The organism is Stenotrophomonas sp. NPDC077659 (genome assembly GCF_050268705.1).
Classification (GTDB): domain Bacteria; phylum Pseudomonadota; class Gammaproteobacteria; order Xanthomonadales; family Xanthomonadaceae; genus Stenotrophomonas.
Genome location: NZ_JBNNHG010000009.1, coordinates 1 through 19,227, shown reverse-complemented (window position 1 = coordinate 19,227; position 19,227 = coordinate 1). Strand labels below are relative to the sequence as shown.

General features: G+C 66.9%; 18 protein-coding genes. 7 read left to right on the top strand and 11 right to left on the bottom strand.

Going from position 1 to position 19,227, the window contains the following annotated elements:
- Window positions 1–12: 12 nt before the first annotated feature.
- Together ACQKDV_RS02640 and ACQKDV_RS02635 are read right to left on the bottom strand one after the other, a co-directional pair.
- Window positions 13–1,359: a phosphomannomutase gene (locus ACQKDV_RS02640; protein WP_427782244.1), complete on the bottom strand. Its 1,347-nt coding sequence runs from the start codon at window positions 1,357–1,359 to the stop codon at window positions 13–15.
- A 95-nt stretch (window positions 1,360–1,454) separates the two neighbouring features.
- Window positions 1,455–4,781, bottom strand: coding sequence for an SNF2-related protein (locus ACQKDV_RS02635; protein ID WP_427782243.1), 3,327 nt, complete (start codon window positions 4,779–4,781; stop codon window positions 1,455–1,457).
- A gap of 147 nt (window positions 4,782–4,928) precedes the next feature.
- Between ACQKDV_RS02635 and ACQKDV_RS02630 the strand changes: the two genes are divergently transcribed.
- From ACQKDV_RS02630 to ACQKDV_RS02620, 3 genes are read left to right on the top strand one after another with little or no spacing between them, the layout of a single operon-like run.
- The gene (locus tag ACQKDV_RS02630) at window positions 4,929–5,660 is read left to right on the top strand and encodes a CoA transferase subunit A (protein WP_427782242.1); all 732 of its coding nucleotides are present in this window, start codon (window positions 4,929–4,931) and stop codon (window positions 5,658–5,660) included.
- A gap of 1 nt (window position 5,661) precedes the next feature.
- Window positions 5,662–6,294 (top strand): CoA transferase subunit B, encoded by a 633-nt coding sequence (locus tag ACQKDV_RS02625; RefSeq protein ID WP_427782241.1) that lies wholly within the window; start codon window positions 5,662–5,664, stop codon window positions 6,292–6,294.
- A gap of 50 nt (window positions 6,295–6,344) precedes the next feature.
- On the top strand, window positions 6,345–6,932 hold the full coding sequence (locus ACQKDV_RS02620) for an alpha-ketoglutarate-dependent dioxygenase AlkB family protein (protein ID WP_427782240.1): 588 nt from the start codon (window positions 6,345–6,347) through the stop codon (window positions 6,930–6,932).
- A 17-nt stretch (window positions 6,933–6,949) separates the two neighbouring features.
- Here ACQKDV_RS02620 and ACQKDV_RS02615 read toward each other — a convergent pair whose 3' ends face one another.
- The 5 genes from ACQKDV_RS02615 to ACQKDV_RS02595 form a co-directional block, all read right to left on the bottom strand.
- A complete protein-coding gene (locus tag ACQKDV_RS02615) occupies window positions 6,950–7,912 on the bottom strand; it encodes a glycosyltransferase family 2 protein (RefSeq protein WP_427782239.1) in 963 nt (320 codons plus the stop codon).
- An 82-nt stretch (window positions 7,913–7,994) separates the two neighbouring features.
- Window positions 7,995–8,636 (bottom strand): ABC-type transport auxiliary lipoprotein family protein, encoded by a 642-nt coding sequence (locus ACQKDV_RS02610; protein ID WP_427782238.1) that lies wholly within the window; start codon window positions 8,634–8,636, stop codon window positions 7,995–7,997.
- Entirely contained in the window at window positions 8,633–9,559 is a 927-nt protein-coding gene (locus ACQKDV_RS02605; RefSeq protein WP_427782237.1) for an MlaD family protein, read from the bottom strand. The genes ACQKDV_RS02610 and ACQKDV_RS02605 overlap by 4 nt, the downstream gene beginning before the upstream one ends.
- Window positions 9,560–9,562: 3 nt before the next feature.
- Window positions 9,563–10,390, bottom strand: a complete 828-nt coding sequence (locus ACQKDV_RS02600; RefSeq protein WP_427782236.1) for an ABC transporter ATP-binding protein — start codon at window positions 10,388–10,390, stop codon at window positions 9,563–9,565.
- A gap of 1 nt (window position 10,391) precedes the next feature.
- A complete protein-coding gene (locus tag ACQKDV_RS02595; protein ID WP_427782235.1) occupies window positions 10,392–11,513 on the bottom strand; it encodes an MlaE family ABC transporter permease in 1,122 nt (373 codons plus the stop codon).
- A 92-nt stretch (window positions 11,514–11,605) separates the two neighbouring features.
- Here ACQKDV_RS02595 and ACQKDV_RS02590 point away from each other — a divergent pair, with 92 nt between their 5' ends.
- Window positions 11,606–12,865: a threonine/serine ThrE exporter family protein gene (locus ACQKDV_RS02590; RefSeq protein ID WP_427782234.1), complete on the top strand. Its 1,260-nt coding sequence runs from the start codon at window positions 11,606–11,608 to the stop codon at window positions 12,863–12,865.
- Window positions 12,866–12,958: 93 nt separating this feature from the next.
- Here ACQKDV_RS02590 and ACQKDV_RS02585 read toward each other — a convergent pair whose 3' ends face one another.
- The 3 genes from ACQKDV_RS02585 to ACQKDV_RS02575 form a co-directional block, all read right to left on the bottom strand.
- On the bottom strand, window positions 12,959–13,345 hold the full coding sequence (locus ACQKDV_RS02585) for an H-NS family nucleoid-associated regulatory protein (RefSeq protein WP_427782233.1): 387 nt from the start codon (window positions 13,343–13,345) through the stop codon (window positions 12,959–12,961).
- A 223-nt stretch (window positions 13,346–13,568) separates the two neighbouring features.
- Entirely contained in the window at window positions 13,569–15,260 is a 1,692-nt protein-coding gene (locus tag ACQKDV_RS02580; RefSeq protein WP_427782232.1) for a proline--tRNA ligase, read from the bottom strand.
- A gap of 560 nt (window positions 15,261–15,820) precedes the next feature.
- Entirely contained in the window at window positions 15,821–16,198 is a 378-nt protein-coding gene (locus tag ACQKDV_RS02575) for a DUF4124 domain-containing protein (protein WP_427782231.1), read from the bottom strand.
- Between the two features lie 80 nt (window positions 16,199–16,278).
- On the opposite strand from ACQKDV_RS02575, the gene pssA reads away from it, so the two are divergent.
- Genes pssA through rimI form a run of 3 tightly spaced genes read left to right on the top strand, consistent with a single transcriptional unit; the run spans window position 16,279 to window position 18,052 of the window.
- On the top strand, window positions 16,279–17,055 hold the full coding sequence (gene pssA, locus ACQKDV_RS02570) for a CDP-diacylglycerol--serine O-phosphatidyltransferase (protein ID WP_427782230.1): 777 nt from the start codon (window positions 16,279–16,281) through the stop codon (window positions 17,053–17,055).
- A complete protein-coding gene (locus ACQKDV_RS02565; RefSeq protein ID WP_427782229.1) occupies window positions 17,052–17,558 on the top strand; it encodes a hypothetical protein in 507 nt (168 codons plus the stop codon). The genes pssA and ACQKDV_RS02565 overlap by 4 nt, the downstream gene beginning before the upstream one ends.
- Window positions 17,555–18,052: a ribosomal protein S18-alanine N-acetyltransferase gene (gene rimI, locus ACQKDV_RS02560; RefSeq protein WP_427782228.1), complete on the top strand. Its 498-nt coding sequence runs from the start codon at window positions 17,555–17,557 to the stop codon at window positions 18,050–18,052. Before ACQKDV_RS02565 ends, rimI begins: the two co-directional genes overlap by 4 nt.
- Window positions 18,053–18,187: 135 nt before the next feature.
- Here the strand turns inward: rimI and ACQKDV_RS02555 are convergent.
- Window positions 18,188–19,227, bottom strand: a 1,040-nt coding sequence (locus tag ACQKDV_RS02555; RefSeq protein ID WP_427782227.1) for a class I tRNA ligase family protein, incomplete at its 5' end; no start/stop codon positions are given.

The following is a 19,227-nucleotide window of genomic DNA, read 5'->3' as shown; positions in this document are numbered from 1 at the left end:
GATCTTCCTTGATTACTGCTGGATAAGGCGGGAAATTTCGTCAGTACGTGCCTGCATCAGCGATGCATCGCCGCGCGCTTCGACGTTCAGGCGCAGCAGGGGTTCGGTGTTGGAACTGCGCAGGTTGAAGCGCCAGTCGCCGAAGTCGGCGCTGACACCATCGGTATGGTCCAATGCCGGCGACTGCGCGGCGAAGTGATCCATCACGCGGGCGACGGCGGCCTTGGCATCGGCCACCTTGAAATTGATCTCGCCACTGCAGGGGAAGGCTGCCATGCGGTCTTCCACCCAGTCGGCCAGCGAACGGCCGCTTTCGGAAACCAGCTGGGCGATCAGCAGCCATGGGATCATGCCGGAGTCGGCGTAGGCGAACTCGCGGAAGTAGTGGTGGGCGCTCATCTCGCCGCCGTACACGGCATCCTCGGCACGCATCTTTTCCTTGATGAAGGCATGGCCGCTCTTGCACAGCACCGGCACGCCGCCGGCGGCTTCGACCATTTCCACCGTGTTCCAGACCAGGCGCGGGTCGTGCACGACCTTGCCGCCCGGTTGGCGGGCGAGGATGGCCTTGGCCAGCAGGCCGACCAGGTAGTAGCCCTCGATGAAGCGGCCGGTGTGGTCGAAGAAGAAGCAGCGGTCGAAGTCACCGTCCCAGGCGATGCCGAAGTCGGCACCGTGTTCGCGTACGGCTTCGGCAGTGGCGGCGCGGTTCTCCGGCAGCAGCGGGTTGGGGATGCCGTTGGGGAAGTTGCCATCGGGTTCATGGCAGATGCGGATGAATTCCAGCGGCAGGTGCGGCGCCAGCAGGTCGACGATGGCACCGGCACCGCCGTTGCCGGCGTTGACGACCAGCTTCAGAGGCTTGAGCGTGCTGGCGTCCACGTAACTGAGCAGGTGATCGATGTAGGCGTGCTTGTCGTGGCGCGTGGTCTGCGCTGCGCTCGGCGGCTGCGCGCCGCCGGTATCGGCGGCCACGGCGTCGGAGATCGCGAACAGGCCGGTGTCCGAACTGATCGGCCGTGCGTTTTCCTTGACCAGCTTCATGCCGTTGTAGTCCATCGGGTTGTGGCTGGCGGTCACCATCACGCCGCCCGCAGCGCCCAGATGGTCGGTCTGGAAATAGACTTCTTCGGTGCCGCACAGGCCGATGTCGATCACTTGGCGGCCGACGCCGCGCAGGCCGGAAGCGAGCGCGGCCTGCAGGGCTGGGCTGGTCAGGCGGACGTCATGTCCCAGGACCACCGGGCCGGGCGCGAGCTGAGCGGCCAGTGCCACGCCGATACGGCGGGCGAGGTCTTCATTCAGTTCTTCCGGCACGCGGCCGCGGATGTCATAGGCCTTGAAGGCGGGCAGGGGCATCGATCAGATCCATTGTGAGCACAGACACTGATTGTACCGCCAGCCCTGTATGGGAATCGTTTCCATGCTGCAACGCCACGTGATCGCCCGGCGCGTCAGGTCCGCGCCGGCCGCCCCCGCTTGGCTTTCGGTGCCACTCCCGGCAGGGGGGCCAGCAGCGCTTCCAGGTCCTGGTCATTGAAGCGCGGGCCACTCGTGCCGGTCCCCTCCAGGATGGTCTCGGCCAGCGCCGCTTTGCGCTGCTGCAGCTCAGCGATGCGTTCCTCGATGCTGCCGGCGGCGATCAGCCGGTAGACGAACACCGGCTGCTGCTGGCCGATGCGGTGCGCGCGGTCGGTCGCCTGCCGTTCCGCCGCCGGGTTCCACCAGGGATCGAAGTGGATGACGGTGTCGGCCGCGGTCAGGTTCAGCCCCACGCCGCCCGCCTTCAGGCTGATCAGGAAGATCGGCACCTCGCCCTGCATGAAGCGCTGCACCGGCGTGGCCCGGTCCTGGGTGTCGCCGGTCAGCTGCACATAGGCCAGGCCCAGCTCGTCCAGCGTCTGCGCGATCAGCGCCAGCATGCTGGTGAACTGCGAGAACAGCAGGATGCGCCGGCCCTCTTCCACCATGTCCGGCAGCATGTCGCGCAGCAGGTCCAGTTTGGCCGAAGAGGCGCCACGTTTTGCGGTTTCGCCGGGCAGCAGGCGCGGGTCGCAGCAGACCTGGCGCAGCTTCAGCAGGGCGTCGAGCACGACGATGTGGCTGCGCCCCAGCCCTTGGCTGGCCACGGCCTCACGTACCTTGGCTTCCATCGACGCGCGCACGGTTTCGTACAGATCGCGCTGGGCGCCTTCCAGCACCACCGTGCGGGTGATCTCGGTCTTGGGCGGCAGCTCCGCGGCCACCTGATCCTTGCGCCGGCGCAGCATGAAAGGACGCAGGCGCTGGGCGAGCAGGTGCGCGCGCTGTGGGTCGCTGCCACGCTCGATCGGCTGGCGCCAATGCTGGTTGAACTGCTTTTCGCTGCCCAGTAGGCCCGGCAGCAGGAAGTCGAACTGGGTCCACAGCTCGCCCAGATGGTTTTCCAATGGCGTACCGGTCAGGCACAGGCGGTGCCGTGCGTGCAGCGTGCGCAGGGTGATGGCGGCCTTGGATTTCGCATTCTTCACCTGCTGCGCTTCATCGAGGATCAGCAGGTGATAGTCATGAGCCTGCAGTGCTTCCTCATCGCGCCACACCAGCGGGTAGGTGGTCAGCACCAGGTCGTGTTCGCCGATCCGGGCGAAGTTGGTCGCACGCTGGTTGCCATGCAGCACCAGGACGCGCAGGCCCGGGGTGAAGCGGGCGGCCTCGCTCTGCCAGTTGTGCAGCAGCGAGGTGGGCACCACCACCAGTGCCGGCTTCTCCAACCGGCCCGATTCCTTTTCCAGAAGGATGTGCGAAAGGGTCTGCAGGGTCTTGCCCAGACCCATGTCATCGGCCAGCACGCCGCCCAGCTCCTGCTGCCGCAGATACTGCAGCCACGCCAGTCCTTCGCGCTGGTAAGGGCGCAGGGTCGCATCCAGGCCCGCAGGGGGAGTGACCTCGGCCGGCGCCGGGGTCTGGATCAGCCGCTGCACCAGTGCACGGGTATCCTGGTTGCCCTTGAACTGCAGGCGTGCATCGTCCTGCAGGGCGCGCAGGCGGCCACGGTCACGCGCCGACACCCGCAGGGGCGCGTCGCGCTGGGTGAACAGATCGGCCAGCAACGCGATGACCGGTTTCAGGCGGGCGGCGCGGATGGCCAGGTGGGTGTTGTCGCCGGGCGACAGCATCACGTTCTCATCGTCGCCGATGGCGTCGATCTGCCCGCGCAGCCAGCGCGGATCGGTCTGCAGCACCTTGTGCAGCAGCGGGGCCAGCGGCACGGTGCGGCCATCGACCTGGATGTCCAGCGCCAGATCGAACCATCCTTCTTCGGATGTACTGGGCTGGATGTCCAGATCGATGTCTTCGACCAGGGTGATGCGGTGGCGGAAATCGTCATCGACCTCCACCTTCCAGCCCAGCGCTTCCAGCTGCGGCACGTCCTGCAGCAGCAGGCGGGTCCAGTCGCGGCTGCGCAGAATGAACTGTGGCCCCGCATCGAGCAGCGCGGCCTCCGGTGCCGTGTCGCGATGAAGATGGAAGCGGTGCAGTTCGCGCTCGCGCCGCGCTTCCTCCGCCGGGTCGCGCGGCAGCAGGGCCAGATCGCCGTTGCTGTCGTGGACGAACACGCTGGGGTTGTCCAGGAAGCGCACGTGTTCGTCATACTCGAAGGCGACCGTGGCCACATCCGCCCACTGCGAGGGAGCGCGGCGATTGAGCCAGCCCGGCCGGAACTCGACGCTGTGCAGGCGCAGCACCGGAGTCATGGCACTGATCTGCAGTGTTTGCAGCCCATCGGGCGCGCTCGGGCGCGGCAGGGCAGGATCCATCTGCTGCAGCACCTGCGCCACCACCGGGGCCTCGCTGGGCAGCAGGTGGGGCAGGGTCAGGAAGACATCGGCATCTTCCGTACTGACATCCAGCAGCAGCGGACCGACCTCCCCGGTGACGGGGTCCAGATAACCGGCGGCGCTGCCCATGACCAGGCCTTCAGCATCGCCTTCCACCTGCAGCGATGGGAAGGACAGCGGCGTGTCGTTCACGTCGTCGATCCGCCAGGACAGCGTTCCGCGACGTGCTGCGCCGGGACGGGCGGGCACGCGTTGGTGATGCTGGCCGGAGACCCAGCCGTGGCCGCTGTCGACGATGAGCTGCAGGGTCGCGTTGATGTCGATCCGCGGTCCCTGCGTCGTCGCGTGGCGCTCGGCCCACAGCTGGGCGATCACCGAGATGTCGGACGGGGTGAGGTAGCCGGGCGGATTGAGCAGCATTTCGGCGGTGATCTCCATCCACTTGCCGAACTCGACGGTACCATTGGGGCGGTAGTTCACCTTGCGCATCACCACGTAGGGGCGGTGGTTGGAGGTGGACAGATCGAAAACGACCCCGTTCCGGCGTGGCCTGGCCGGCTGGCTGCGCTTGTTCTGCCAGCGCGACAGCTCGGCCAGCAGCTCCGGGCGCGGCGGGCCGTCCAGCACGGATGCAATGTCGTCGTCCTCCTCCCCCGGGATCTCGGTATCGTCCTCGTCAGCGCCATCCAGCAGGTAGACCACCAGGGCGGCGGCGACATGCTTGCAGTTGTGACCCACCGGGCAGGTGCATTCACCGTGCAATCGGCTACGCGCCGTGCGGGTGCTCGCCGCCAGATCGATTTCCACGCTGTAGGGGCGCCGGGCCGTGCCCTGCACATCGGCAATGAGCAGATCGCCGTGGCGTTGCAGGTTTTCGACGCCACCAATGCACTGCTCGCTGCGGCCCAGTGTGCCTTCATCAAACCAGCGGATCAGGTCTTCGTCGTCGTAGGGGAGGGACATCACTATTCGGGACCGGCGCCCTTGCAACGGGCAATCCTCCATTCTAGCCAGAACCTCCGCCCAGGCAGGTCAATGCTGCGGCGCATCCAGGCCGTTGGCAGCCCTGCGGCTAGAATGCGCATATCCTTCCCCTGTAGGGCTGTAGAGATGCAACACGCAACTTCCAGCGGCAAGCGCAGCAAGCGCTTCGCTTCGGCAGCGGAGGCCCTGCAGGGCGTCGTTGCCGATGGCCAGACCCTGGCCGTGGGTGGCTTCGGTCTGTGCGGCATTCCCGAGGCGCTGATCGCCGCGCTGCGCGACAGCGGCGCCAAGGGCCTGACGGTGATCTCAAACAATGCCGGCGTCGATGGTTTCGGCCTGGGCCAGCTGCTGGAAACGCGGCAGATCAGCAAGATGATTTCGTCCTACGTGGGCGAAAACAAGGAATTCGAACGGCAGTTCCTGGCCGGTGAGCTGGAACTGGAATTCAACCCGCAGGGCACCCTGGCCGAGCGCCTGCGCGCCGGCGGTGCAGGCATTCCGGCGTTCTTCACCGCCACCGGCTACGGCACGGTGGTGGCCGAGGGCAAGGAAACCCGGGAGTTCGACGGCAAGCACTACGTGATGGAAACGGCGCTGCGCGCCGACGTCGCCCTGGTCAAGGCCTGGAAGGCAGACGAAGCCGGCAACCTGGTGTTCCGCAAGACCGCGCGCAACTTCAACCCGGCCTGTGCGATGGCCGGCAAGGTCTGCATCGTGGAAGTGGAAGAGGTGGTACCGGTGGGTGCGATCGATCCGGACCAGGTTCACCTGCCGGGCATCTACGTGCACCGCATCGTGCACAACGCGCATCCTGAGAAGCGCATCGAACAGCGCACCATCCGCGCGGAGGGCAACTGACATGGCGTGGACCCGTGGCGAGATGGCGGCGCGCGCTGCCCAGGAACTGACCGACGGTGCCTATGTGAACCTGGGCATCGGCCTGCCGACCCTGGTCGCCAACCACATCCCCGAGGGCGTGGACGTGTGGTTGCAGTCGGAAAACGGCCTGCTGGGCATCGGCCCGTTCCCGACCGACGCCGAGGTGGACGCCGACCTGATCAACGCTGGCAAGCAGACCGTGACCGCACGTGCCGGTGCCAGCTATTTCGGTAGCCATGACAGCTTCGCGATGATCCGTGGCGGCCACGTCAACCTGGCCATCCTCGGTGCGATGCAGGTGACCGACAAGGGTGACCTGGCCAACTGGATGGTGCCCGGCAAGATGGTCAAGGGCATGGGCGGGGCGATGGATCTGGTGGCTGGCGTGCAGCGCGTGGTGGTGCTGATGGAGCACACTGCCAGGAACGGTGAACACAAGATCCTGGGCGAATGCTCGCTGCCGCTGACCGGGGTGGGCGTGGTCGACCGCATCATCACCGACCTGGCCGTGTTCGATGTCAGCGGCGACGGCCTGGTGCTGGTGGAAGCGGCGCCTGGCGTGGGCGATGACGAGCTGAAGGAAAAGACCGGCGTACCGTTCCGGCGTGCCTGAGTGACCGTGCGCGGGGCGCCTCTGCCGCCCCGCGCATGAGGACGACCACGATGCTGTTCCCCCACGACCTGCCTGATGCCGATGTCCAGCACCTGCCGGGCTGGTTGCCTGCGGGTGCCGCCGACGCGCTGCTGCGGGCGCTGCAGGTGGAGTTGCCGTGGGAGGTGCATCGCATCCGCATGTTTGGCCGCTGGGTGGATTCGCCACGGTTGAGCTGCTGGATCGGCGACCCGCAGGCACGCTACCGCTATTCCGGTGCGGAATTCGTGCCGCAGCCCTGGCCATCGCAGCTGCAGACGCTGCGAGAGGCGTTGCAGGGCCAAAGCATCGGTGCCTTCAACAGCGTGCTGGTCAATCGCTACCGCAACGGTGGCCACTACATGGGCTGGCACAGTGATGACGAACCGGAGCTGGGGCCGGCCCCGCTCATTGCATCGCTCAGTCTGGGCGCGGCGCGCCGGTTCCTGCTGCGGCGGCGTGATGATCACGCGCGCAAGGCCGAATTCCTGCTGGGCCACGGCGATCTGCTGCTGATGGCCGGCGGCACCCAGCGCTTCTACCAGCACGCGCTGCCGAAGATGGCGCCGGTGCAGGGCGAGCGCATCAACCTGACATTCCGCTGGATCCAGCCCGGCTGATCCTGTGAAGGTTGGCCTCAGCCGCGGACCAGATCAATCCCGGCGGAGAGGGCGCCACGCCCAAACTGCCTGTAATTGCCGTCCAGCAGCTCCCGCAGCACCCGTGGAACCCGCCGTAGGCGCGACGCCGGCAGGTCGGCCCGCACGCTGACATGATGGTGCTTGCGCTCAATCAACGCGATCATCTGCGAAGGCAGGTCCCGAGGGCGCGTGCGCTGCAGCAGCGTGTCGCACTGCTCTTTCTCGGCCTGCAGCTGGCGCTGGCGGCGCACCGAGCGCGATGCCGTGTCATTGCCACCGAGCCCCAGCTGATTGCTGTCGTGCAGGCGATACCCGATAAGCGCATCGGGCAGGCTGTCGATCTCACCGCGCATGGCCGCCAACGTGCCGATCCAGGCGTCATGCACCCAACCGGTTGCCGGCAGCGGCAAGGCATCGGCCAGGACCTGGCGGCGGAAGGCCATGGCCGCGCCGGTCATCAGATTACGCTTCAGCATCAGGCGAAATCCGTCGCCGGCGTGCATGCGGGCGCGTTCGGCGGCGGTGTAGTGCAGGGCGTCGAACAGCGCACCGGGCAGCGGCTGCCCGGCTGCGTCGATCAGCTGTGCATCGCAGTGCAGCGCCAACAGCGTTGGCCGCGTGGCAAACTCGTCGCAGAACCGCTGCAGTTTGTCGGCATGCCAGACATCGTCCTGGTCGCACAGGAAGATGACCTCGCCGGTGCAGGCGCGCAGTGCGCCATCGAAGTTGCGCCGGTAGCCGACATTCTGCGCGTTCACCTGCAGGTCCACTGCGATGCCTGCAGCCTCTGCACGCGGTACGAAGGCCTGCAGCAGTGCTAACGTGCCGTCGGAGGAAACATCGTCGCGGATCACGATCTGCTGCGGACGGCGGGTCTGCGCCAGCAGGCTGTCGAGCTGCGGCTGCAGGAAGCGCTCACCGTTGTAGGTGCAGACGGCGATGGAGACGGAGTCGGGCATCAGCGTGGGAATGGGTCGTGGCGTCTGATTATCGCACGCACCCGCCAGGGTCCCGCCGGGCATCGCCCGGCGCTACCCGCACTCAGTGCGTTACCGTCGCCGCGTCGTTCTGCCCATTCACCAGCGTCCAGCCCACCACGTCCTGCGCCAGCTGCTGCAGGCCGCGTTCGAAGGCGGCCGCCACGGCTGGTAACTCGATGCTGCCCACTGGCTGCGCCTGGCGGAAGGTGCGGTCGGCCACCACGCGCTGGTCGGTGGTGTGGATCAGTTTGGCGTTCACTTCAATCACCACCGTCGGCGTGGCCTGGCCCTGGTAGTCCGATTCGAAGCGGCGCACATCGGTGGCCAGCTTGTAGTCGGCGCGGATGCCGGCAGCGGTGCGGGCCACGCCGCGCAGGCGGCCGGAATCCTCGAAGCCGCGCAGCAGGGTGTCCTCGATCATGTCGGTGGCCGGCTGTGCCCAGCTGGCGCCCTTGTAGATCTCCAGTTCCGAAGGCGTTGGCCGCACGTTGATGCGTGGGCTGTCGACCATGCGCGCAGCGCTGGGCTTGGAAACGACCAGCTGCCAGTCAGCCTGCGGCCAGGCCGGGTCCACCTTCACCTGCACGGCAGGCGAGTACAGGGTGACCGGGCTCTTGTCGCTGCTGCCGAGGATCGAGCAACCACCCAGCAGGGCGACGGCCGAGGCGGCCAGCAGCAGGCGCGGAAGGGTCATCGGGCTCATTTGGGGTCGAACTCCTTCGGTGCGTCGCGGCCCAGCAGGTAGCGCGCGGGGTTGTTCTCAAGGCGGTCGCTGACCCGCCGCAGGTCACGGATCAGGCCGCGCAGTTCGTTCAACGTCGGGCCGAGCTGGCCCAGGCCATCGTTGGCGAAGCTGTTGATGGCCGCGCGGTTCTCGCCGAGGATCGAATCGGCATTGCCGGCGGCCGAATCCAGTTTGCCCAGGGTCGCGTCGAGCTTGTCGATGATGCCGGGCAACTGCTGCACCAGGTTCTTGTCCAGGCGCTCGATGGTGCCGTTGGTGGTCTTCAGCGTGGTGTCCAGGCTGCGCGCGGCATCGCGTGCGCTCAGCAGCAGTGCCTGGGTGCCCTGGTCACGGTCGGCCAGGCCGCCGCTGATGGTTTCCAGGTTGGCCAGGGTGGCGTTGATGGCTGCCACGTTGCGGTCGCTGAGTACCTGGTCCATGCGCTCGACGATGCGGTTGGCCACGTCGGTGATGTTCTGCAGCGCAGACGGTGTGGTGGGGATGATCGGCGCCGGATCCTTGTTGACCGTGGTCAGGGTGGGCGCCTGCGGCGTGCCGCCGCTGAGCTGGATGATCGACGGGCCGGTCAGGCTGGTGATGGCCAGCTTGGCGCGGGTATCGGTCTTGACCGGCGTGTTGGAGTTCAGGCGGATGCGCGCGACCACCTGGCGCGGGTCGTCCGGTACCAGGTTCAGTTCGGTGATCGAGCCCACCGCGATGCCGTTGTACTGCACCGGGCTGCCGACCGACAGGCCGGTGACTGCCTCGCGGAACACCACGCGGTACTCCTGCCAGGTACGGTCGGAGGAGTACTTGGCCGCCCACAGACCGAAGGCAAGCAGGGCCAGGCCGGTGATCAGGGTGAACGCGCCGATCAGCACGTAGTTGGCTTTGGTTTCCATGGCTCAGGCACTCTTGATCTGTTCGCCCCGTGCAGCACGTGCACGGGGTCCGTGGAAATACTCCTGGATCCACGGATGGTCCAGTGTCTCGATCTCCGCAAGCGGCGCGTTGGCCACCACTTTGCGGTCGGCGATCACCGCCACCCGGTCGCAGATCGCATACAGCGTGTCCAGATCGTGGGTGATCAGGAACACGGTCAGCCCCAGTGCTTCCTGCAGGGTCTTGATGAGGCGGTCGAAGGCAGCCGCACCGATCGGGTCCAGGCCGGCGGTGGGTTCGTCCAGGAACAGCAGCGGCGGGTCCAGCGCCAGCGCACGGGCCAGGCCGGCGCGCTTGCGCATGCCCCCGGACAACTGCGAGGGCAGCTTGTTGATCGCATCGGCGGGCAGGCCGGCCAGCTTCACCTTCAGCAGGGCCAGTTCGTAGTGCCAGCGCTCGGGCAGTTCGCGGTGGTGTTCCTTCAGCGGCACCTGCACGTTCTCGCCCACGGTCAGCGATGAGAACAGCGCGCCATCCTGGAACAGCACGCCGGTGTTGCGCTCGATGTGCAGGCGGCTTTCGGCATCGTCGGCGCGCGCGTCGCGGCCAAGCACCTCGATCTGCCCTTCGTCCGGAACGCGCAGGCCGAGGATCGAGCGCATCAGGACCGACTTGCCGGTGCCCGAACCGCCGACCACGCCGAGGATCTCGCCGCGGCGCACGTCCAGATCCAGGCCCTCGTGCACGGTCTGGCTGCCGAAGCGATTGACCAGCCCGCGTACACGGATCGCCAGGTCGTGGCCCTGATCGTCGTGCATCGCGGTGTCGGTGAGGCTGTCGTGTTGGCTCATGTCACCAGTCCATGTGCATGAACCACAACGCCGCAAAGGCGTCGATGATGATGACCAGCGAAATGGTCTGCACCACGCTGGAGGTCGTGCGTTCACCCACCGACTGCGCAGTGCCTTCCACCTTCAGGCCCTCCAGGCAGCCGATCAAACCGATGACCAGGGCGAATACCGGCGCCTTGGACAGGCCGACCAGCAGGTGGCGCACTTCCATGGTTTCGTGCATGCGCGCGATGTACATCTGCGGCGGGATGTCCAGGTCGAACGCGCCCACGGTGATGCCGCCGGCCAGGCCGGCGATCATCGCAATGAAGGTCAGCAGCGGCAGGGTCACCAGCAGCGCCAGCAGGCGCGGCAGCACCAGCAGGTCGACCGGGTCCAGGCCGAGCGTGCGCATGGCATCGATTTCCTCGCGCGCCTTCATCGCGCCGATCTGTGCGGTGAACGCACTGGCGGTGCGGCCGGCCAGCACGATGGCGGTGAGCAGCACGGCGAACTCGCGCAGGAAGGCGATGTTGACCAGTTCGACCACGTAGATCTCCGCGCCGAAGTCGCGCAGGATGGTCGAGCCAAGGAAGGCGATGACCGCGCCGACCAGATAGGACAGCAGCGCCACCAGCGGCACCGCATCCAGGCCCACCTGTTCCATCTGGTGCACGGTGGCGGTCAGGCGGAAACGTCGCGGTTCCTTCACCAGCCGTGCTGCCTTTACCAGGTTCTCACCGAGGAAGCTGCACAACGCCTTGATGTTGTGGCCGGTGGCATGGACGCTGACGCCCAGGCGCTCCAGCGCGGCCAGCACGCCGAAATCCCGCTTGGGCCTGGGCCGGTCGTCGGCCACTTCCTCGATGGTGCACACCAGCGCCTGATGGTCCGGACGGAACTGCAGGGCCTGTTCGCCGAGGTCGGCACGGTGGGCCACGCGCAGCAGCTGCAGCACGCCGGCCGAGTCGAGCACTTCGATGCCGGTGGCATCGATGCCGGTCAATGTGTCGGGAACCGCGCGCAGGACATCGGCCGCGTCGAGCGCGGTCTTCAAGGTCCAGTGTCCGGACAGGTGGATCAGCCCGGGATCGTGGGCGTCCTGTTCAAGCCGGGGGGCATGGTTCGGGGTCATGGGGGCCATTCGGGTCGCAGCATAACCGTTTCGCCCCGCGCACCGCGTCGAACCGGGATGAATTTCTCCTGCCGGGGCCCGTGTAGGTAATACTACGGCGCATGTCCGCAGACGCTCACACGATCCCCACGCCCCAGGCCACCTACGCACAGCGCGTGGCCTTTGTTTCCGAGATCGCCGGGCGCCTGCACAGCTACGGCACCACCGCCCAGCGCCTGGAAACGGCCGTGGTGGCGCTGGCACGCCAGCTTGACCTGGATTGTGAACCGTGGTCCAACCCCACGGGCATCATCCTCAGCTTCAGCGACCCCGCGCAGGCCATCGGCTCCAGCGACATCACCCGGGTGATCCGGCTGGCGCCGGGCGAGAACGACCTGCACAAGCTGAGCGTGGCCGACCACATCGCCGAGGAAGTGTCCAACGGCCGCATGAGCATTGCCCAGGGGCATACCGCGCTGCGCCAGCTGGACAAGGATCCCGGCCGGGGCGGCAAGCTGCGCACCATCCTGTCCTTCAGCCTGGGCGCGGCCGGCGTGGCAGGCATGTGGAAACTGCCGTGGCTGGACATCGCCACCGCAGGCGTCATCGGCCTGATGATCGGCCTGCTCGGGATGGTCACCGACCGTCGCCCGGCGACCCGCGAGGCGGCAGAAGCGCTCGCTGCGCTGCTGGCCGGCATGGTTGCCACCCTGGTGGCCGCTTTTGTCGGTGCGCTCAATCTCAATACCGTCATCATCGCCTCGCTGGTGGTGCTGCTGCCGGGCATGTCACTCACCAATGCGGTCAATGAACTGGCCAGCCAGCACTGGGTATCGGGAACCGCGCGCTTCGCCGGCGCACTGACCACCATCATGAAACTCAGCGTCGGCGCGATGATCGCGGTGACGCTGGCCGATGTGCTTGGCCTGGAGCCGGTGATCCGTGCGACGCGGCCGCAGGGGCCGTGGGTGGAATGGGGGTCGCTGCTGACCGCAGCGTTCGCCTTCGCCATGCTGTTCAAGGCCCACCGCCGCGATTATCCGTGGGTGATGGCGGCGTCGGTGGCCGGGTATGCCATTTCCAAATTCGGTGGCCATGCGTGGGGCGCACCGGCAGGCATTTTCCTGTCCGCGATGCTGCTGACGGCCGCTGGCAACCTGTTCGGTCGCCTGGTCGGGCGCCCCGGGGCGATCATACGCCTGCCGGGCATCATCATGATGGTGCCCGGCAGCACCAGCCTGCGCGGCGTGCTGACCCTGGTGCAGCAACAGGATGTCGGCGCCGGGCAGAGCGTGTTCCTCACCGTGCTCAATGTGGTGATGGCGCTGGTGGCCGGCCTGCTGTTCGGCAACCTGCTGATACCGGCGCGCAAGACGCTGTGATGCTATCGGTAGGTGTGGACCGTTGGTCCACACACGGGGAACAAAAAACGCCGGCGTTCGCCGGCGTCTTTCATTGCAACCTGATATCCGGCCTCAGGCCTTCTTGATCAGGAAATCTTCCGGCTTCTTGCCACCCTTGGCGGTCAGTTCCGCCATCCAGCGCGGCTGCTTGCCACGACCGGTCCAGGTGTCTTTCGGGTTGGCCGGATTACGGTATTTCGGGGCAACCTTGCCGAGCTTGCGGCCGGCGGTCCTGGCCGGTGCCTTGGTGGCCTTGGCAGCCTTGCGCGCGCGCGGGGCGGCCGGGGCATCACCGAACAGCTCTTCGATGGTGTAACCCTCGGCCTTGGCCAGCTTGCTCAGCTGCGCACGTACCTTGGTGATCGGGCGGCGCTTGGCGACGATGGTCTGCTGCTTCTTGGCGGTGCGGATCAGGGCGCCCAGCTCACGTGCCGACAGGCCGGTCAGGTCGATGCTCATCTACGATTACTCCGGAAACTAATTAAGGGACAGGGACGAGCCGGTCCGTGGCGTCGCGGGACAGAATAATGACGAATTAATCCCAGCACAAACATCGGCAGTCGCGACATGGCGGCCAGATGGCGACACGGCGTCCTTTTTTGGCCGGATTATATCTGCCGGTATTTTGCTGGCGTGCACAAAAAAGATAAAAAAAGACCGGGGCGGGCCCCGGTCTCTGCGATCAGCCCTGCAGGCGCTGCAGCAGGGTAGTCCTGTCCAGGCTCTCGGCCTCGCTGGCACGGCGAGAACGGTATTCGAAGGTGCCAGCGGCCAGGCCGCGTTCGCTGACCACCACCCGGTGCGGGACGCCGATCAGTTCCATGTCGGCAAACATCGCGCCCGGGCGCAGGCCGCGGTCGTCCAGCGCCGCATCCAGGCCGGCATCACGCAGTTCCTGCAGCAGGCCGGCGGCGGCATCGGCCACGCCGGCGTCGCCCTTCGGGTTGATCACGCACACCACCACCTGCCACGGCGCCATCGCGTCGGGCCAGATGATGCCGGCGTCATCGTGGTTCTGTTCGATCGCAGCAGCCACCACGCGCGAGATGCCGATGCCATAGCAGCCCATCGCCATTACCGCGGCCTTGCCGTTCTCGTCGAGCAAGGTGGCATCCAGCGCTTCGGCGTACTTGCGGCCGAGCTGGAACACGTGGCCGACTTCGATTCCACGGGCGATCCTCAGCTCGCCACCATCCAGCGCACGGTCACCGGCACGCACGTTGCGGATGTCGGCCACTTCCGGCTCCGGCAGATCGCGGCCCCAGTTGACGCCGGCCAGGTGGAAGCCGGCCTCGTTGGCGCCCACAACGAAGTCGGCCATGGCCGCCACTTCGCGATCGGCGACCACGCGGATGGCCTTGGCCGGTGCGACCGGGCCGAGGAAGCCCGGTACGCTGCCCAGGTGCTCGGCGATTTCCGCCTCGCTGGCCAAGCGCTGGTCTTCCAGGCCGGCGACCTTGGCCAGCTTGATCTCGTTGACGTCGTGGTCACCGCGCACCAGGGCCAGCACGAAGCTGCCTTCGGTCATCAGCGCCACCGACTTCACCGTGCGCTGCAGGTCGATGCCAAGCAGGGCAGCGACGTCCTCGCAGGTCTTCTGGGTGGGGGTATCAACCTTGCGCATTGCTTCAGCCGCCGCTGCGCGCGGTGCCGGTTCCGCGGCCACGGCCGCTTCCATGTTGGCCGCATAGTCCGAACTGGTGGAGAACACCAGGGCGTCCTCGCCCGAGTCGGCGATCACGTGGAATTCCTGCGAGGCATCGCCGCCGATGGCGCCGGAATCGGCCTGCACCATTCGGAAATCCAGGCCCAGGCGGGTGAAGATGCGGCTGTAGGCGGCCTTCATGTTTTCGTATTCGCGCACCAGGCAGTCATCGTGCAGATGGAACGAGTACGCATCCTTCATCAGGAATTCGCGCGCGCGCATCACGCCAAAACGCGGACGGATCTCGTCGCGGAACTTGGTCTGGATCTGGTAGAAATTGACCGGCAACTGCTTGTAGCTGGACAGCTCGCTGCGTGCGAAATCGCAGGCCGCTTCTTCGGCGGTGGGGCTGTAGCAGAAGGTCTGTTCCTTGCGGTCCTTGATCTTCAGCAGCTGCGGGCCGAACTTTTCCCAGCGGCCGGTCTGTTCCCACAGTTCTTTCGGCTGGATGGTGGGGATCTGGAATTCCACGGCACCGGCGCGGTCCATTTCCTCGCGCACGATGCGCTCGACCTTGCGCAGCACGCGCAGGCCCAGCGGCGACCAGGTGTACAGGCCCGATGCCAGCTTGCGGATCATGCCTGCCCGCAGCATCAGCCGGTGGCTGGTCAGCTCGGCGTCGCTGGGGGTTTCCTTGGTGGTGTGCAGGTGGAACTGGGAGAGGCGCATCGGCGGCTTCGGATAACGGCAGAGACGCCTATTCTGCCAGCCCGGCCGGGGGTTTGTACTGGCAGGGCTTGCAGCCCTGCACCCGCTGCAGATCAACGGCAACGGCAAAAGCGGGCATTCCGTGGGATGGCGGGGTGGGTCCGGTCGAGGGGGACGGCGTGAATCCGTCCATGGAGCCTCGGTCGCGCCATCCATGGCGCTCACGCCCCCTCAACCGGATCCACCCCGCCTTCGACAGTTTTCCGCGGTCTGTCGGAACGGCATACGGCCTTGGTGGGTGCCGACCGTTGGTCGGCACGGATGAATTCATTCGATATCCGAAAGATGTGCCGACCAACGGTCGGCACCCACCATCTGCCGCAGGAATCTGTCAGAGGTGGGGTGGTGTCGGATTGCGGGGTGTCAGCGGCATGGATGCCGCTGCCAAGCCTACATGGACGTACTTGCGGCGTCCCCGCAATCCGACACCGCCCCGCCATCCCACGGAATGCCCGCTCTGGCTTTGGCCGTTGCCGTTGCATTGCAGCAGGTGCAGGGCTGCAAGCCCTGCAGCCTCTCCCTCAACCGGCCGGCGGGCAGTACGCCTTGATGGCCGCTTCGGCCAATCCCCTCTGCGCGCTGCGCTGCTCCGGCGTCAACGCGGTATCGGCCTTGCCGTCACCGTCCGTGTCCTGCATCACCGGGCCGCTGCCTTCCAGCAGGGTCACATTGGCGCGGGCGGTACTGCATTGTTCGGGCACCGGCTTGGCCTCTGCCGCCTCAGGGGCAGCGCCCTGGCTCTCGCGGGCCTGTGCCCGGGTTTCGTATTTCACTCCCGCCGGCGGCGTTTCAGAATACTGGGTCACGCCCTTGGCATCCTTCCATTTGTAGACGGGCCCGGCCAGCGCGTTGGCGCTGGTCAACAGCAGCAGGCATCCCAGGCAGGACAAGGCACGCATGGCAAACTCCAGGGAATGGGCGTAGAACGCCGATTGCAGCATTGCCGCCGACCGCTGGCAAGTCGATTAAACTGGATTCCATGGACCCGATCACACCGCCGCCGCGCTCGCGCACGATTTACCTGCTGCCCAACCTGTTCACCACCGCAGGCCTGTTCTCCGGCTTCTACGCGATCATCGCGGCAGCCAACGGCGATTTCGTCAACGCCAGCATCGCCGTGTTCGTGGCCGCGGTCATGGACGGCCTGGATGGCCGCGTGGCGCGACTGACCGGCACCAGCAGTGAATTCGGCGTGCAGTACGACTCGCTGGCCGACCTGGTCAGCTTCGGCATGGCCCCGGCGCTGGTGATGTACCACTGGTCGCTGTCGGAGCTGAAGTACGACGGCGAACTGCTCGGCCGCCTTGGCTGGGCGGTGGCTTTCCTGTATGCCGCCTGCGCGGCGCTGCGCCTGGCCCGCTTCAACACCCAGGTGGCGGTGGTCGACAAGCGCTGGTTCGTCGGCCTGGCCAGCCCGGCTGCGGCCGGCCTGATGATGTCCTTTGTCTGGGCCTTCGCCGATGGCAACCTGGGCTGGGATGGCAATGAACTGCGGTTCGTCGCGCTGGCCGTCACCCTGGTCGCGGCCCTGCTGATGGTCAGCCGCCTCCGCTTCTGGAGCTTCAAGGGCGGGGCCGCCAAGGGCACCCGCTCTGACCGTGTGCCGTTCCTCGTGCTGGCCCTGGTACCCATCGCCATTGCCATCGCGGTCATCGACCTGCCGCGCGTGCTGTTGGTGGTGGGTGTCCTGTACGCCCTGTCCGGCCCGGTGATGTGGGCCACGCAGCGCCTGCGCAAGAAGCCCGAGGCCGCGTGAGCGAGGACCTGCCCGTGTTGTGGTCCCCGGCCCAGCAGGCCTGGCTGCAGGCCATGGGCTATACCGTCTACCACGACGGCCAGCTGGCCGCAGAGCTGGACGCGGCCCTGCAGCTGAGCGTGGCCGAGGCTGAAGCCGCCGCCGCACCGGTACGCAATGAGGCACCGCGGCAGCCGCAGCGCCCGGCGGAAGCATCGTCCGCATATGCGCCGGTCCAGCACCAACGCGTGGTGCCGCCGGCACGGACCACCCCTGTCGCGGCTCCGGATACGGCCCCGGCCGCATCGCGACCGCTGCCCAGCGGCAATGCGCGGCAGCCGTCGGTGCGCTTGCCTGATCGCCTGCAGATCGCGCTGCTGCGCGCATCGGGCTGCAACCCGAACGACCCGGCCACGCAGGCGCTGATGGACAGCTGGCCGCTGGAACAGTTGCGCCGTGATCCCAAGGCCAAGCGTGCGCTGTGGCCGCAGCTGCGCGCGTTGCGCAAGCGGGGCGCGCCATGAGTGTGGTCGCCCGGCCGGGCCCGGTGTCGATGCGCGCGCTGCGCGAAAGCGACCTCGCCGCGGTGATGGCCATCGAAGTGCGGGGCTACCCGTACCCGTGGACGCGCGGCATCTTCCTGGATTGCCTGCGCGCGGGCTATCCCGGCCTGGCGATGGAGCGTGACGGCGTGCTGATCGGCTATGGCATGCTGAGCATCGCCGCCGACGAAGCCCATGTGCTGAACATCTGCATCGATCCGCTGGAACAGTCGCATGGCCTGGGCCGGCAGCTGATGCGCGCACTGGTGCGCCTGGCCGGTGACCGTGGCGCGCAGCGCGTGTTCCTGGAAGTGCGCCCATCCAATGCGCCGGCCCTGGCGCTGTATCACAGCGAAGGCTTCAACGAGATCGGCCGCCGCCCGCGCTATTACCCGGCCGCACATGGCCGCGAGGATGCGCTGGTGATGGCGATCGAACTGGTGAACGACGACCTGCAGACGATGCCGCCGTTGTAAAGGAGACGGGTTGCCGGCCAGCGGCCGGCACTACCCTCCTTGCCAGCACGCCGCCAACGGAAACGCCGGGCAATGCCCGGCGTTTCCGATTCCGCGTTGGTAGATGCCAACCTGGTTGGCACCAACCCGCAGGTGTTACAGCTTCGCGCGCTGTTCCTGCAGCCCGGCCAGCTGGGTGTTCCAGTCGACCAGACGCACGCGCTCCTGCTCGACCACGGCCGGCGGCACCTTGTCGGTGAACTTCGCCAGCTTGGCCTCGCTCTTTTCCTTCTCGCTTTCCACGCGCTTGATCTCCTTGTCCAGGCGCGCACGCTCGGCGTCGAGATCGACCAGGCCTTCCAGCGGCACCAGCAGCTTCAGCTCACCCACGATCGCAGCGGCGGCCGGCGGTGCGCTTTCGCCCTCACCCAGCCATTGGATGCTGTCCAGCTTCAGCAGGAACGACAGCGAGGCGCTGAAGCGCTCGATGCGCACGCGGTCCAGTTCCAGGCCGGCCTGCAGGCGCAGCGGCACCAGCCTGGACGGGGCCACGTTCAGTTCACTTCGCACGCGGCGCACGGCACTGATCACCGCCTTCAGCCATTCGACGTCGGCCTCGGCCTGGGCGAAATCTTCGGCGAATTCGTCGGCAGTCGGGTACGGGCGCAGCGACAGCGTGGTTTCGGCCAGGCCCAGGCGCGGGGCCAGCTGCTGCCACAGCTGTTCGGTGATGAACGGGGTGAGCGGGTGCAGCAGGCGCAGCAGCGCTTCCAGCACGTACAGCAGGGTGTGGCGGGTGCTGTCAGCATCGGCCGCATCGCCGCCGTTCAGCGCCGGCTTGCTCAGTTCCAGGAACCAGTCGCAGAACGCGTTCCAGGCGAACTCATACAGGCACTGCGCCAGCAGGTCGAAGCGGTAGTTGGCGTAATGGCCTTGCGCCTCGGCGGACACCGCGGCCAAGCGCGCCAGGATCCAGCGCTCGGCATCGGTGCGCGGCGTCGGCACGCCGTTGAACGCGGCACCCTCGGTGTTCATCAGGGTGAAGCGGCTGGCATTCCACAGCTTGTTGCAGAAGTTCTTGTAGCCCTCGGCGCGGTTCATGTCGAACTTGATGTCGCGGCCGTGGGTGGCCAGCGCGGCGATGGTGAAACGCAGCGCGTCGGCACCGTGGGCGGCGATGCCGTCCGGGAACTCCT